This is a genomic window from Pseudoflavonifractor phocaeensis (genome assembly GCF_021531815.1).
GTDB lineage: Bacteria > Bacillota > Clostridia > Oscillospirales > Oscillospiraceae > Lawsonibacter > Lawsonibacter phocaeensis_A.
This window is the reverse complement of sequence record NZ_JADYUM010000003.1, coordinates 125,883-139,929: the sequence shown is the minus strand read 5'-3', so window position 1 is coordinate 139,929 and position 14,047 is coordinate 125,883. Positions and strand designations below refer to the sequence as shown.

Annotated in this window: 16 protein-coding genes and 1 pseudogene; all 17 read left to right on the top strand. The window is 60.7% G+C overall.

Going from position 1 to position 14,047, the window contains the following annotated elements:
• Positions 1-76 precede the first annotated feature (76 nt).
• Positions 77-784 (top strand): Bax inhibitor-1/YccA family protein, encoded by a 708-nt coding sequence (locus I6E42_RS02960; RefSeq protein ID WP_235370441.1) that lies wholly within the window; start codon positions 77-79, stop codon positions 782-784.
• Between the two features lie 317 nt (positions 785-1,101).
• Positions 1,102-1,917, top strand: coding sequence for a sugar phosphate isomerase/epimerase family protein (locus I6E42_RS02955; RefSeq protein ID WP_328284074.1), 816 nt, complete (start codon positions 1,102-1,104; stop codon positions 1,915-1,917).
• A gap of 210 nt (positions 1,918-2,127) precedes the next feature.
• Complete coding sequence (locus I6E42_RS12890) at positions 2,128-2,265, top strand: Gfo/Idh/MocA family oxidoreductase (RefSeq protein WP_412761279.1); 138 nt, start codon at positions 2,128-2,130, stop codon at positions 2,263-2,265.
• 173 nt (positions 2,266-2,438) lie between these two features.
• A pseudogene (locus tag I6E42_RS02950) lies at positions 2,439-2,957 on the top strand (L-serine ammonia-lyase, iron-sulfur-dependent, subunit alpha); the annotation flags it as partial.
• Positions 2,958-3,190: 233 nt separating this feature from the next.
• Positions 3,191-3,712, top strand: coding sequence for a crossover junction endodeoxyribonuclease RuvC (gene ruvC / locus I6E42_RS02945; RefSeq protein WP_235370440.1), 522 nt, complete (start codon positions 3,191-3,193; stop codon positions 3,710-3,712).
• Positions 3,713-3,760: 48 nt separating this feature from the next.
• Entirely contained in the window at positions 3,761-4,369 is a 609-nt protein-coding gene (gene ruvA / locus I6E42_RS02940) for a Holliday junction branch migration protein RuvA (RefSeq protein WP_235370439.1), read from the top strand.
• A 48-nt stretch (positions 4,370-4,417) separates the two neighbouring features.
• On the top strand, positions 4,418-5,494 hold the full coding sequence (gene ruvB, locus I6E42_RS02935) for a Holliday junction branch migration DNA helicase RuvB (RefSeq protein WP_235370438.1): 1,077 nt from the start codon (positions 4,418-4,420) through the stop codon (positions 5,492-5,494).
• A 206-nt stretch (positions 5,495-5,700) separates the two neighbouring features.
• Positions 5,701-7,059, top strand: a complete 1,359-nt coding sequence (gene glmM / locus I6E42_RS02930; RefSeq protein ID WP_235370437.1) for a phosphoglucosamine mutase — start codon at positions 5,701-5,703, stop codon at positions 7,057-7,059.
• An 87-nt stretch (positions 7,060-7,146) separates the two neighbouring features.
• Positions 7,147-7,785, top strand: a complete 639-nt coding sequence (locus tag I6E42_RS02925; protein WP_235370436.1) for a sigma-70 family RNA polymerase sigma factor — start codon at positions 7,147-7,149, stop codon at positions 7,783-7,785.
• A gap of 58 nt (positions 7,786-7,843) precedes the next feature.
• The gene (locus tag I6E42_RS02920; protein ID WP_235370435.1) at positions 7,844-8,125 is read left to right on the top strand and encodes a zinc-ribbon domain containing protein; all 282 of its coding nucleotides are present in this window, start codon (positions 7,844-7,846) and stop codon (positions 8,123-8,125) included.
• Between the two features lie 326 nt (positions 8,126-8,451).
• Positions 8,452-8,655, top strand: a complete 204-nt coding sequence (locus I6E42_RS02915) for a DUF1858 domain-containing protein (RefSeq protein ID WP_235370434.1) — start codon at positions 8,452-8,454, stop codon at positions 8,653-8,655.
• A 69-nt stretch (positions 8,656-8,724) separates the two neighbouring features.
• Positions 8,725-9,315 (top strand): flavodoxin family protein, encoded by a 591-nt coding sequence (locus tag I6E42_RS02910; protein ID WP_235370433.1) that lies wholly within the window; start codon positions 8,725-8,727, stop codon positions 9,313-9,315.
• A gap of 9 nt (positions 9,316-9,324) precedes the next feature.
• Entirely contained in the window at positions 9,325-10,032 is a 708-nt protein-coding gene (locus I6E42_RS02905; RefSeq protein WP_235370432.1) for a tRNA (adenine(22)-N(1))-methyltransferase, read from the top strand.
• On the top strand, positions 10,020-10,817 hold the full coding sequence (locus I6E42_RS02900) for a Nif3-like dinuclear metal center hexameric protein (RefSeq protein ID WP_235370431.1): 798 nt from the start codon (positions 10,020-10,022) through the stop codon (positions 10,815-10,817). Before I6E42_RS02905 ends, I6E42_RS02900 begins: the two co-directional genes overlap by 13 nt.
• A complete protein-coding gene (locus I6E42_RS02895; RefSeq protein ID WP_235370430.1) occupies positions 10,804-12,450 on the top strand; it encodes a hypothetical protein in 1,647 nt (548 codons plus the stop codon). The genes I6E42_RS02900 and I6E42_RS02895 overlap by 14 nt, the downstream gene beginning before the upstream one ends.
• 163 nt (positions 12,451-12,613) lie before the next feature.
• Positions 12,614-12,955 (top strand): 50S ribosomal protein L19, encoded by a 342-nt coding sequence (gene rplS, locus I6E42_RS02890; RefSeq protein ID WP_328284073.1) that lies wholly within the window; start codon positions 12,614-12,616, stop codon positions 12,953-12,955.
• 149 nt (positions 12,956-13,104) lie between these two features.
• Positions 13,105-13,992 (top strand): ribosome biogenesis GTPase YlqF, encoded by an 888-nt coding sequence (ylqF, locus tag I6E42_RS02885; RefSeq protein ID WP_235370429.1) that lies wholly within the window; start codon positions 13,105-13,107, stop codon positions 13,990-13,992.
• The last annotated feature ends 55 nt before the right edge of the window (positions 13,993-14,047 follow it).

Genomic DNA, 14,047 nt, shown 5'->3' with positions numbered 1-14,047 from the left:
GGATACAATACGGAGTACGAAACAGGCAATGGAACGGCTGACGCCGTTTTGAACGCGGGGAAAGGAGCGCTGCGCAATGAGTTTTGATCCCTATGAGTTTGACCGGGGCATGACGCCGGCGGGCCAGATGGAGACCCAGGGCCAGTATACGGCCAGAACCTTCCTGTGGATGGTGCTGGGCCTGATGGTGACCTTCGGGGTGGCATTGGCCTGTTGGCTCACCGGCATCGTGATGTACGTCTGGAGTTTCCAGATCGTGATCCTGATCGCCACCCTGGTGATGGCCTTTACCATGGGAAGCCGTATCGAGCGGATGGCGGTGGGGACGGCCAAGGCCATGTTCATCGCTTTTGCGGTGCTGTTTGGCTTCACCATATCCGTCTACCTGCTGGTCTTTGACCTGCCCAGCCTGATCCTGGTCTTCCTGGCCACGGCGGTCTATTTTGCCGCCCTTGCGGCCTATGGCCACTTCACCAGGACCGACCTGTCCGGCCTGCGCCCGATCCTGTTTTCCGGGCTGATCTTTCTGATCATTTTTGGGCTCCTGTCCATGTTTATTCCCTGGCTGGCTGCCATGGACCGGATCGCCTGCATCATCGGGATCGGCGTTTTCCTGGCCTTTACCGCCTATGACACCCAAAAGATCCGGGCCTATTACCACTACTATGCCGGCTTCCCCGATATGCTTGAGAAGGCATCCATTTTCTCCGCCCTCCAGCTGTATCTGGATTTTCTGAATTTGTTCCTTTACCTGCTGCGGTTCATGGGCAGACGGAAGAACTGAACAGGGTCTTAAAAGCTCCGTCTCCGGTGAGGCGGGGCTTGTTTTTATCCATCCGGTCAGGGAAGGGGGGATGAACGTGGAAAATATTCAATCCGAATATGCCTGTTTTCGCGGCGGGAAACCGTGAAAAAGATACGAACAAAAAGGTGCCTTACACTGAGTTCGTTGGCCTGGCGGAGCAGCTGCAAAGGAACCGGACGTTCAAATGATAAATGGCTTTTATTTATCTGATGAGTAAGAAGTATTAGTCTTCTATCCCCTGGTGAATTATAATAAAACTACCAACATGACCCCGTGAAAAGGAATGGAGGATATTTATGAAGACAAGCGTGATCATTGCGGATGGGACATTCCCCTGTGCCACCGCGCCCTTACAGGGAGCTTATGAAACTGTTTTTCCCATGGCGGCGGAAATAGGATATGACGCGGTCCAGCTGACGGTCAATCGTCCGGAATGTGTGAATGTTGCCCTGATACAAAAGTTGGTGGAGCAAACAGGACTCTGCGTTTCAGGGGTAGCGACCGGAATGGGATATACCGTGGACGGCCTGTGCCTGGGTGCGGGAGACGAGGAGATCCGCCGCAAGGCGGTGGAGCGGATGAAGGGGCATATCGACCTGGCCCGGGCGCTGGATGGCGCCATGGTGATCATTGGAGCCATTCGGGGGCGCTTTCATGACGCGGGGGGAGCGGAGCTGTTTTACCGGCAGTTCCACCGCAGCGTGGAGGAAGTGGTGACTTACGCGGAGCAGAAAAAGATTGTGGTGATCCTGGAGGCTAACGACCATCTGGAGACAGACGCCTATATCACCATCCGCGACACGGCCCGGTTCATCCGCGATTTCCATACGCCGTTCTTCAAACTGCATCTGGATACCATGCACATGCTGTATGAAAACGAGGGGATCGAGGCCCCTATTCTGGAGAACGCCGATATTCTGGCTCAGGTGGACATATCCGGCGAGGACCGGAGTTGTCCCTGTGAGGGCGGATATGATTATCCCTCTGTGGTTCGGGCGCTGAAGAAAGCGGGCTTTGGGGGATATCTGGCCTTCGAATACCGGCCTGAGCCGCCGGAGAACGGGGCGAAGATTGGCTACGACTATATTCGGAGCCTGATCGATCTCTTGTAAAACAAAGGGCCTCTGGACATTGGACGGCACTGGGGCAGGGAGGATGAGACATGAACTTACAGCAGCTCTACTACTTCAAGACCACCGCGGAGATGGAACACGATACGAAAGCAGCGGAAAACCTTTGAGGAGGTCCTGGTGGACCCCCAGGTGGACGCCGTGCTGATCGCCACCCCGACGCCTACCTACCACGACCTGACCGTGTAGGCGCTGCAGGCCGGGAAGCATGTCCTGTGTGAAAAGCCCTTGGCACTGAACGCTGATGAGGGGGAAGACATGGTGGACGAGGCGGCGAAGAGCGGGCGAAAGCTGATGGTCTGCCGTGTCCAGCGCCCGTATGAGCCATAAAGAAAGGCCAGGGAACTGATCGAAGTGGGAGAACTGGGACGGATCCTATCCTTCCGAACATTTTTGGGGGTAAAAGGCGGAGCTGCAAAACCGGACGCCAGCACGCCACCCTGGAAAAACGCGGTGGCGGAGCTGGGGACCCACCGAATCGACACTAACATCGTTCTGGTGGAAAAAACGGTGAAGTCCTGTTTGAAACGCCGGTGGAGTCCGATTGCGGAGATAATCCACTGGATTATGGGATGATGAACGTGTGGGATATCCTGGATTTTGCGGAGACGGTGGATATTGAAGACGTCAGGGAGGTCATCAGCCGTCAGATCTCCTATAACATGGCCATTTCCGAAGAAGGAATGCAGGGGAATTACGGCGCCAACATTGGCCGGGTCCTGAGCCAGACCTACGGCGTCTCTGATGTGGCGACCCGGGCGAAGGCCGCGGCGGCGGGCTCGGACGCCCGCATGAGCGGCTGTGAACTGCCGGTGGTCATCAACTCCGGAAGCGGGAACCAGGGCATCACGGTGTCGGTCCCGGTGGTTATCTACGCTCAGGAGTTGGGGGTGAGCAACGACAAGCTGTACCGGGCGCTGGTGCTGTCCAACCTCATTGCCATCCATCAGAAGGCGGGGATCGGCCGCCTGTCCGCCTACTGCGGCGCGGTCAGCGCCGGGGCGGCCGCCGGGGCCGGGATGGGATGCGGGCTACAGACCAGGAGATCATCCGGATCATGACCAATTCCTGAATCATACAATGGAACATCGCGGGGCTGCCGTCGGCAGGCCGCAAATTCAAGGCGGGAGGCCGGAACCACAGTGGGGGTTTCGGCCTCCCACTCTTTTGTCCGCAGGCTTTTATTTCCACGCTTCCCAATCTCATAAAAGTATGCTATAATCAAAATGAATTATTATGTGCAGGGGAGAACGCTATGATCATCTTGGGCATAGACCCGGGCGTGGCCACCATCGGCTTTGGGGTCATCCGGGCGGAGCGGCAGAAAAATACCCTGCTGCGGTACGGCGTCATTACCACCCCGCCGGGTATTCCCCTGTCCAGCCGCCTGCTCCAGATCTCTAACGACATGGAGGAGCTGATCCATACCTTTCATCCCGATGAGATGGCGGTGGAGGAGCTTTTTTTCACCAAAAATATCACCACCGGCATCGCCGTGGCCCACGGCCGGGGGGTGATCCTGCTGGCGGCGGAGAAGCTGGGGGTGCCGGTGTTCGAGTACACCCCCATGCAGGTGAAGCAGGCGGTGGCGGGGTACGGGAAAGCGGAGAAGCGGCAGGTCATGCTCATGACCCAGCGGCTGCTGGGCATGAAGGAGATCCCCCGGCCCGATGATGCCGCCGACGCCCTGGCGCTGGCCATCTGCCACAGTCGGGCGGCCACATCCTTGCTGAATACGGACCGGGTGTTCGACCCGAACAAATACGACACAAGATGACGGCCCTGCCGTTTGTGCGGCCGGTATATGGCCGGAAAGGAAGAAGCTATGTTTTACTACGTAAGTGGCACCGTGGCCCATGTGGAGCCCTACCTGGCGGTCATCGACTGCGGCGGGGTGGGCTACGCCTGCCGGACCACCAGCTACACCCTGTCCGCCTTGAAAAAAGGTGACAAGGGAAAACTCTTTACACACCTGAATGTCCGGGAGGACGCCATGGAGCTGTACGGCTTTGCCACCCAGGAGGAACTGAACCTGTTCCAGCAGCTCATCTCCGTGTCCGGGGTGGGTCCCAAGGCCGCTCTTTCCATTTTGTCTTCCAGCACTCCGGCAAATCTGGCTCTGTCCATTATCACCGGGGACGAGAAAGCTCTGACCTGTGCCCAGGGCATTGGGAAGAAGATCGCCCAGCGAGTCATTCTGGAGCTGAAAGACAAGCTGGCCAAGGGCCAGACCATCTCCGCCGCCGGAGAGAGCTACGGCGGCACCGGCATCACCGTCATCCCGGAGAACAAGCTGTCCGAGGCCAGCGCGGCCCTGGCGGTGCTGGGCTACTCCCAGAGCGAGATCAACGCGGCCCTCAAGGGCGTCGATCTGGAGAACCTGACCCTGGAGCAGATCATCAAGGCGGCGCTGAAAAAGATGATGAAGGCGTAATACCGTGGACGTGACCACGGCTATGCCGCGTCAATAGGAAGTGACCAAATGTCTATCGATTTTTCCAATTCAGAATTTACATCTGAGGACCTGGAGCCCCTGGTGACCACCTCGCTCACCCGGGAGGATGAGAATGAGTATTCCCTGCGGCCCAAAACCCTGCGGGAGTACATCGGCCAGGAGAAGGCAAAAGGGAACCTGGAAGTCTTCATCCAGGCGGCCAAAATGCGGCAGGAGCCTCTGGACCATGTGCTGCTCCACGGCCCGCCCGGCCTGGGCAAGACCACCCTCAGCGGCATCATCGCCAACGAGATGGGGGTCAACGTGCGCATCACCTCCGGCCCCGCCATCGAGAAGCCGGGGGACCTGGCCGCCCTGCTCACCAACCTGAACGAGAACGATATCCTCTTTGTGGATGAGATCCACCGGCTGAACCGGGCGGTGGAGGAGGTCCTGTACCCGGCCATGGAGGACTACGCCATCGACATCATCATCGGCAAAGGGCCGTCGGCCAACTCCATCCGCCTGGACCTGCCCAAGTTCACCCTGATCGGGGCCACCACCCGGGCGGGCCAGCTGTCCGCCCCCCTCCGGGACCGGTTCGGGGTGACGTTAAGGCTGGAGCTTTACACTCCACAGGAACTGTCCATGATCGTCACCCGGTCCGCGGGCATCCTGGGCGTACCCATCGAGGAGGAGGGGGCCATGGAGATCGCCAAGCGGTCCCGGGGCACCCCGCGTATCGCCAACCGGATGCTCCGCCGGGTCCGGGACTTCGCCCAGGTTAAGGCGGGGGGCGTCATCACTAAGAAGGTGGCGGACGAGGCCCTCACCGCCCTGGAGATCGACCACCTTGGCCTGGACTCCATTGACCACCGGATGATTCGCAGCATCATTGAAAACTACAAGGGAGGCCCGGTGGGCCTGGAGACCCTGGCGGCCACCATCAATGAGGAGGCCGTCACCCTGGAGGATGTCTATGAGCCCTACCTGATGCAGCTGGGCTTTCTGACCCGGACCCCTCGGGGGCGCTGTGTCACCCCGAAGGCGTACCAGCACCTGGGCCTGTCCGTTCCCGGCGCCCGGAACGGGGGAGAGATGGAGCAGCTGAGCTTCGAGGGCTGAGCGGCCAGAACGGCAAGATTTCGTTTCTTAGCGCGTTTCAGGGCCGCGTCTCAAGGCTCCCTTCGCAAATGCACCTCCTTTTGTGACAGGAGGCTTTGTCGCTTACCTTCGACAGCGCCTTAAACGAAGATCTCGTCCTTCTGCTTCGATCTGAAAATTTGTGCCTATCATCAAATTTATATATCAATAATTGAGGTGTATCAAATATGGGTAAACTATTTGGAACCGACGGAATCCGCGGCGTGGTCAACGCCGGTCTGGACGCGGACCTGGCTTACAAGGTTGGTCTGGCTGCCGCCCAGGTGCTGTCCAAGGACAAAAAGCCGGGGGAGAAGCCCCTGGTTACCATCGGCAAGGACACCCGCATCTCCGGCGACCTGCTGAAGGGTTCTCTGATCGCGGGCCTGTGTACCGCCGGGGCCGACGTGCTGGACCTGGGCACTCTGCCAACCCCCGGTGTGGCCTGGGTGACAGTGGACGAGGGGGCGGACGCGGGCATCGTCATCTCCGCCAGCCACAACCCCTTTGAGCACAACGGTATCAAGATCTTCAACGGCCAGGGCTTCAAGCTGTCCGACGAGCTGGAGGAGAAGATCGAGGACATTGTCCTGTTCGGCCATAACAATGTGCCCATGAAGACCCATGGCGACATCGGCAAAGTGAGCTACGTGGCCCCCAAGGCCTCGGAGGACTATATTGACCATCTGGAGTCCACCATCGACTCCACTCTGGGGGGGCTGCGTATCTTGGTGGACTGCGCCAACGGCGCCGCTTCCGCCACCGCCGCCCGGCTGTTTGACCGCTTCTCCAAGCTGCGTACCGACGTGATCAACGCGGACCCCGACGGTGTTAATATCAACGACAAGTGCGGTTCCACCCACATTGACGCCCTGGCGGCCATGGTGAAGGCCGGCGGCTACGACATGGGCATCGCTTTTGACGGCGACGCCGACCGCTGTTTGGCGGTGGATGAGCTGGGCAATCTCATCGACGGGGACCAGATCATGGCCGCCTGTGGCCTGGACATGATGAACAAGGGCAAGCTGCCCGGAAACACTGTGGTGGCCACCGTCATGTCCAACCTGGGCCTCCACGTCTACACCAAGGAGCACGGCATGAAGCTGGAGTGCACCGCCGTGGGTGACCGGAACGTGCTGGAGCGGATGCTGGAGAAGGGCTACGCCATCGGCGGGGAGCAGTCGGGCCACATGATCTTCCTGGAGCACGCCACCACCGGCGACGGAGAGCTGACCGCCCTCCAGATCCTGGCCCTGCTGAAGGAGAGCGGCAAGAAGGCCTCCGAGCTGTTCGGCGCCTGCCCCCGGTACCCCCAGGTCCTGATCAACATCCCGGTGGCCGACAACGACGTGAAGAAAGCCGTCATGGCCAGCGAACTGCTGGCCCAGGCCATCCAGCGGGAGGAGGCCGCCCTGAACGGGGAGGGCCGGGTACTGGTCCGTCCTTCGGGTACCGAGGCCCTGATGCGGGTCATGGTGGAGGCCAAGACCGAGGAGATCGCCCAGACAGCCGCCCAGCGGCTGGCCGATTTGATCGGAGAACTGTAAGCTTTCGGGGGGAGGATTTGGAGGGTATGGAGAATTGTACAAAAATTTTCCGGCGGACCCTTGACAAATCCGGTGATTTTTATTATTATGGTCAATAGCCGCAGTATTGATTGGCAAAATACCAAGTTCCAAGGTCTTTCAGACCGGGAATTGTGCCTGCGCACCGCAGGGGGAGATCCCCAGGCGGAGGGTGAATTGGTCCGCCGGTATGGACAGTTGGTCCGCGCCTGCGCCCGCCCCTTGTTTCTGGCGGGAGGGGACAGCGAGGACCTGATCCAGGAGGGAATGTTGGGGCTGCTTACCGCGATCCGAAGCTATGATCCGGATCGGGACACAGCCTTTCGGACCTATGCGGAGATTTGTGTCCGCAGCCGTCTGAATTCCGCGATCCGCGCGGCTCAGGGCGGCAAGCACGCACCTTTGAATCACAGTGTCTCTTTTGAACCCCCTCTTTTTGATGGAACCAACGCGCACATGTTTTCCAGCGCTGAGAGCCCGGAGGACGTCATCATCGGCAGGGAGGAACTGAAAGAGCGGCTCGACGCTCTGAAGGGCCAGTTGTCTGAGCTCGAAGCGAAAATTTTACCACCCTACCTCAACGGTCTTACCTGCGGTGAGATTGCCCGGCGGGTAGGTCGCCCCCAGAAGTCGGTGGATAACGCCATTCAGCGTATCCGGCGAAAGATGGCGCGGCAGTTTTCTTCCGGCGTATCCAGCGAGAGCTGATCGCAATATTACAACCGTCCAAACCCATTGGACAACGAGTCAAAGAGAGGGAAAATCCATGTACGAAGACAAGATCCTGGTATGCAAAGAGTGCGGCAAGGAGTTCACCTTTACCGCCGGTGAGCAGGAGTTCTACGCTGAGCGCGGCTTCCAGAACGAGCCCCAGCGCTGCAAGCCCTGCCGTGACGCCCGCAAGAACGCTGCCCGCGGCCCCCGTGAGTATTTCACCGCCGTGTGCGCCGCTTGTGGTGGTGAGGCTAAGGTTCCCTTCGAGCCCAAGTCTGACCGTCCCGTCTACTGCAGCGACTGCTTCGCCAAGATGCGTGAGCAGCAGGGCTAATTAATAAGCCAGGAAAAAAGGGCGCCCAACCGGGCGTCCTTTTTCTGCATTCGGGGCAGTTTTCACGGCTGCAACGTAGGGTCGCGCAGTTTTCAGCCGCAGTTGGTGGCCCCCATGTCCGGAAAATATGGGTCAAAATTATTGTAGGGCAAGGGCTCTGCCCTTGCCTTTCGCGGATGACTTGATTTTGAGTGCTTCATACTGTGCGGTCCCGATGGGCCCCGGAGGAGGACTGAGTCCGTGAAAAATATTGAAAACGCCGTTGCAAATTCCGACAGCTTAGGATATACTATCGTTATCCCAAAGAAAAACGGAGGAATTCTGTTATGACCATTACCAAGGACACCATCATCGGTGATATTCTGACCATCGCTCCTCAGACCGCCCCCCTGTTCATGGGCATCGGCATGCACTGCCTGGGCTGCCCCGCCTCCCGGGGCGAGACCGTGGAGCAGGCCTGCATGGTCCACGGCGTGGACGTGAACGACCTGCTGGCGAAGGTCAATGAAATGATCGCCGCTGGAGAGTAAGCCAAACAAAGACAGGGGCGGAGAGATCCGCCCCTGTTTTTTTGAAAAAGACGCAGGGAGGAACACGAGATGAAATATACGATTTTGATGGGCAGCCCCAACCGTGACGGCAACACCGCGGCGCTGCTGCGGCCCTTTGTGGAGGAAAACCAGGAGATGGGCATTGAGCAGGATGTGATCTGGCTCTACGAGCGGGATATCAAGCCCTGCCGGGGTTGCAAAGCTTGCCAGAACGCCAAGGACTGCCTGGGCTGCGTCCAGAAGGACGAGTTCCAGCCGGTGTTCGACTCCATCCAAACCAGCGATGTACTGGTGCTGGCGACCCCCATCTACTCCTGGTTCTGTACGCCGCCCATGAAGGCGGTCATGGACCGGCTGATCTACGCCGGCTGCAAGTATTACGGGGCGGAGAAACAGCCCTCCGCCTACTGGATGAAGCAGGTCGCCTCCATCACCACCTGCGGGTATAAGCCCGAATACGGGGCGGACCTGTGGGAGGAGGCGCTGAAGCGCTGGTGCAAGCACGGCGAGATGGACTATCTGGGGATGTACTGCCGCCGGGACACCGGGAAAAAAGAGGAATTCATGGACGAAAAGACCGAGTTTGACGTCCGGGACTTTGCCCACGCCCTGTACATCACCGTGGGACACTCCATGTGAGGAGCCGGTATGGCGAAGAAACTGGAACTGACGCCCCGGCTGCGGATGGTGGCCGATCTGATCCCGGAAGGAGTACGGCTGGCCGACGTGGGCACCGACCACGCCTACCTGCCCGCCGCTCTGGTCCTGGAGGGGAAGATCCCCTCGGCCATCGCCGCCGATCTCCGGCCCGGCCCCCTGAGCCGGGCCAAAACCACCGTACGGGCGTACGGGTTGAACGGCCGGATCGCCTTCCGGCTGTGCGACGGCCTGAAGGGCATCGGCCCGGAGGAGGTCGGGGCTGTGGCCATTGCGGGGATGGGGGGCGAGACCATCGCCTCCATCCTGTCTGCGGCTCCCTGGACCCGGGAACGGGACATGACCCTGGTGCTCCAGCCTATGTCCTCCATATCCGACCTGCGTCTGTGGCTGAGTCAAAACGGGTATGAGATCGTCCAAGAGGAATTGAGCCGGGAAGGAGAAACCCTTTATACCGCGCTCTTGGTAAGAGCGGGGGAGATGGCCCCTCTAACTCCGGCGGAGCTGTGGGCTGGCCGGAACAGCGCCGCCCCGCTCCGGGGCGAGTGGCTGGACCTCTGGCTGGGCAAGACGGAGCGGGCCCTGGCAGGGCTGTCCCAGTCCCGGCAGGAGAGCGCGCCCCAGCGGCGGCGGGAGCTGGAGCAGGTTCGGAGCGGCCTGCTGGAGATGAAAAAGGAGTGGGAAACATGGCAGCGGTGAAGGAAATATACGGGTTCTTGGACCAATTGGCCCCCTTTGCCACCCAGATGGACTTTGACAACGCGGGCTTTTTGGTGGGCCGTGGAGCGGTCCAGGTGGAGCGCCTCCTGGTAGCCCTGGACATCACGGAAGAAGTGGCGGAGGAGGCGGCGGAGCTGGGCTGCCAGCTCATCGTGTCCCACCACCCGGTGATCTTCCACCCGGCCCGGTCTGTCACCGACGAGACGGTGACCGGGCGGGTCCTGCTGGGGCTGGCGGAACAGAGGATCGCCGCCATCTGTGCCCACACCAATCTGGACGCTGCCCAGGGCGGCGTCAACGATTGTCTGGCCGCCGCCCTGGAGCTGACGGAGGTGGGTCAACTCCACCAGGATGGGGTGGACGGCCAGGGCAGGCCCTACGGCATCGGCCGGGTGGGAATCGCCCACCGGCCCGGCCTGACGGCGGGGGAGTACGCCGCTTTTGTAAAGGAGAAGCTGGGGGCGGCCTCGGTCCGCTTTGCCGGCGGCGGACGTCCGGTCCAAACAGTGGCGGTGGGGGGCGGCTCCTGCGGCTCCATGCTGGCCGACGCTTTGGCCGCGGGCTGCGACACCTTCGTCACCGCCGACGTGAAATATGACCAGTATCTGGAGGCCAAGGCCCTGGGGATCACGTTGATGGACGCGGGCCACTACGCCACGGAAAACGTGGCGTGCGCTCCTCTGGCCCAGCAGTTGGCCCGGAAATTCCCGGAGGTGGAGGTGCTGCTCTCCCAGCGGCATAAAGAGGTCTATGAGGGCGTGTGACAGTTTGAGCCGGCAGCGGAGGGAGTTTGTTCGTTACGGGGTGCTGCTGGCCCTGGTCATGGTCCGGAATTGCGCCGCCGGACTGGCATATTGGCCCCAACTGGACGATTACATCCAATGCCATAACTACGCCGCCGGGTTCACCTTTTCACAGCTCCAAGCGGTGGTTGGAGTGCTGGCCTCCCGGCCTCTGGCAGGGATGGCGGACTACTATCTCTGGTCACCCCTTTTTGACCGGATGATCCTGGGCGTGGCCCTGATGTCTCTCCTGTATGTGGCGGACATCTGGATGGGGGAGAAGCTGTTGGGCCGGTACTTTTCCCTGGGTCCGGTATTCCCTGTGGTCATGGCCCTGTTCCCTCTGGGGGTGGAGGGGACCTATTGGATATCCGCCTCCACCCGGATCATATGCGGCCTGTTTTTCGCCTGTCTGGCGGGACTGGCCTTCGGAGCTTGGCTGGATACCGGAAAGCCGGGATGGGCCTTGGCCTTTCCGGGGCTGATGCTTTTGCCCTTCGGGTTTTATGAGCAGTCGGCAGTGTTGGCCATGACTCTGGTGCTGGGTATGGCGCTGCTGGAGGGACGGCGGCGCTGGAAGCGGGGGCTGCTGGCCTTCTGGTCCTTTCCGGCGGTGGGGATCTACTTTGCCGTCACTGGGGCGCTGTCCAACGGCGGCGTCTACGGGAGCCGGGGCCAGCTGTTCCTGCCCAACGCTCCGGGCTATTGGAGCGATTTTCTTCCCAATATCCTGGGGCAGATCAGGCAGGTGTTCGGTCCGGGCGGTTGGGCCACCCTGTCCCGGGGCTTCCTTCGGGGTCTGGTGCTGATCGCCCGGGAGCGGATGGCTTTGTGGACGGTGTTGGCCGCCGCCCTGTGCCTGCTGTACGGCTGGCTGGCTGTCCGGCGGGAGAAGGGGGAGGAACACCACCGGACCGCCCTGGCCCTTCTGACAGGGCTGCTGTTGGCGGCGGCCCCTCTGAGTATTTTCCTGATCCTGGCCAACCCCTGGTTCTCCTGCCGGGGGGCGGTGACCTCCTTCCTGGGGCTGGCCCTGGCGGCGGACACACTGGTGTCCCTCCTGTGGAGGAGCCTGCCCGGGAAAAAAGCCGGCCCAGCGGCATTTTCCGCGGTACTGGCGCTGACCTTCTGTGTGGCTGGCACCTCGGAGATCCGGGACTACCGGGACACCTGGGAGGCGGACCAGCAGGCGGCACGGGCGGTGCTGGCGGTCCTGGACCGGGACTTTCCAACGGCCGAAGGCCGGAAGGACCTTCGGGTAGGGGTGTTGGGTATGGAGGCCTCTTTCCTGCCGGAACAGAATTTCCGCTGGCATGAGCACATCCACGGCTGTACAGAAAGCAGCTGGGCATTTACCGGGTTGCTGGTCTGCTTGAATGGGGGAGAGGGCCTGCCTTCGGTGACGCCTCTGCCCACCGATCCCATCTACCGCCAATGGAACGCGGCGGTCAACGACCCTCGGGGCTTCGACGTCCTCTATTACTACCGGGACGGCGCACTGTGCCGGATCTATCTGGAGGAAGAAACGGAAGAACTGCGGGTGACGGACGGACAGGGGCAAACGTTGGGCATCATCCGGGAGGAGCAGGGCGTAGGCCGTTTTCTGCCTGCCTGATTTTGAAAATTTCCAAAAAGATTCTAAAATAATCCTTGCCTTTTTCAACTCCCTGTGGTAAACTATTTCAGTCTGAAAACGGGCGGTCCTCTGCGCCAGTCCTTTCACAGGGGTGAAAGGCGCCATTGCCGCATGAACGCCTATATAACAGGAGGAAAAGAAAATGGATCTGATGCAGGCTTTTACCGAGAAGTACAAGAAGGCGGAGCCCCCCGTTGTTGAGGTGGGCGACACTGTTCGGGTGCACCTGAAGGTCAAGGAAGGCAACCGTGAGCGTATCCAGGTCTTTGAGGGCACTGTGATCGCCAAGAAGCACGGCGGCATTGAGGAGACCTTCACCATTCGCCGCGTCTCCTACGGCGTCGGCGTGGAGAAGGTGTTCCCCGTTCACGCTCCTTCCATCGACAAGATCGAGCTGGTGCGTCACGGCAAGGTCCGCCGCGCCAAGCTGTACTACCTGCGCGACCGCGTGGGCAAGGCTGCCAAGGTCAAAGAGGCCCTGTAATCCATCAAGAAAGGAGCGGTTTGAGCCGCTCCTTTTTTGTATCTTTCCCGGCGCACCGGAACAAAATGGAGACGGTCCCGGAAGGATGCCCGCCTGACAGCGGGAGCAAGGGATAACATTTTAAATAGGTAGGAAAAGGGGGAACTCCCGTGAACATTCAGTGGTACCCCGGTCATATGACCAAGACCCGCCGGCAGATCGAGGCGGACCTGAAAAACGTGGATATGGTGGTGGAGATCATCGACGCCCGCATTCCGGTGTCCAGTCGAAATCCGGACATCGACGCCATCTGCGCCGGAAAGCCCCGGCTCATCGTCCTCAACCGGGCGGACCAGGCCGACCCGGCCATGAACCGCCGCTGGGCCGCTTTCTTCAAAGCCCAGGGCCACGCGGTGCTGGAGACCGACGCCAAGACGGGGAAGGGCGTGAACCAGTTTTCTCCTCTGATCCAGGAGGCGCTGAAGGAGCAGATCGCCCGCTGGCGGGAGAAGGGCCAGGTGGGCCGGCCTGTGCGGGCCATGGTGGTGGGGGTGCCCAACGTGGGCAAATCCACTTTCATCAATAAGGTGGCCCGGAAGAAGTCCGCCCTGGCGGGGGACCGGCCCGGCGTCACCCGGGGCAAGCAATGGGTCAACGTGGACCAGTCCCTGGACCTGCTGGACACCCCGGGCATCCTGTGGCCCAAGTTCGAGGACGTGACCACCGGGATGCACCTGGCCTTTACCGGGGCGGTGAAGGATGACATTATGGATGTGGAGACTTTGGGCTGCCACCTGATGACGCTGATGTCCCAGCGCTACCCCGAGGCCCTGAAGGCCGGGTATAAGCTGGCCGCCCTCCCGGAGCGGGAGGAGGAGGAAAACGACGTGGCCTACGGCTACCGCCTCCTGGAGGCCTGCGCCCAGAAGCGGGGCATGCGCATCTCCGGAGGGGAGTTCGACACGGAACGCATGGCCCGGGTCCTGCTGGACGAGTACCGGGGGGGCAAGCTGGGACGGTTTACCCTGGAAGCCCCCGCTGAGGCAGATCAAACGTGAACGAACAAAGCCGTATGGACAGGTCACAATAGGGCTGCGTAGGGGCGGCCCCGTG

Coding starts and splice junctions, on each gene's coding strand:
- I6E42_RS02960 (WP_235370441.1), top strand. CDS start 77: ATGAGTTTTGATCCCTATGAGTTTGACCGGGGCATGACGCCGGCGGGC.
- I6E42_RS02955 (WP_328284074.1), top strand. CDS start 1,102: ATGAAGACAAGCGTGATCATTGCGGATGGGACATTCCCCTGTGCCACC.
- ruvC (WP_235370440.1), top strand. CDS start 3,191: ATGATCATCTTGGGCATAGACCCGGGCGTGGCCACCATCGGCTTTGGG.
- ruvA (WP_235370439.1), top strand. CDS start 3,761: ATGTTTTACTACGTAAGTGGCACCGTGGCCCATGTGGAGCCCTACCTG.
- ruvB (WP_235370438.1), top strand. CDS start 4,418: ATGTCTATCGATTTTTCCAATTCAGAATTTACATCTGAGGACCTGGAG.
- glmM (WP_235370437.1), top strand. CDS start 5,701: ATGGGTAAACTATTTGGAACCGACGGAATCCGCGGCGTGGTCAACGCC.
- I6E42_RS02925 (WP_235370436.1), top strand. CDS start 7,147: ATGGTCAATAGCCGCAGTATTGATTGGCAAAATACCAAGTTCCAAGGT.
- I6E42_RS02920 (WP_235370435.1), top strand. CDS start 7,844: ATGTACGAAGACAAGATCCTGGTATGCAAAGAGTGCGGCAAGGAGTTC.
- I6E42_RS02915 (WP_235370434.1), top strand. CDS start 8,452: ATGACCATTACCAAGGACACCATCATCGGTGATATTCTGACCATCGCT.
- I6E42_RS02910 (WP_235370433.1), top strand. CDS start 8,725: ATGAAATATACGATTTTGATGGGCAGCCCCAACCGTGACGGCAACACC.
- I6E42_RS02905 (WP_235370432.1), top strand. CDS start 9,325: ATGGCGAAGAAACTGGAACTGACGCCCCGGCTGCGGATGGTGGCCGAT.
- I6E42_RS02900 (WP_235370431.1), top strand. CDS start 10,020: ATGGCAGCGGTGAAGGAAATATACGGGTTCTTGGACCAATTGGCCCCC.
- I6E42_RS02895 (WP_235370430.1), top strand. CDS start 10,804: ATGAGGGCGTGTGACAGTTTGAGCCGGCAGCGGAGGGAGTTTGTTCGT.
- rplS (WP_328284073.1), top strand. CDS start 12,614: ATGGATCTGATGCAGGCTTTTACCGAGAAGTACAAGAAGGCGGAGCCC.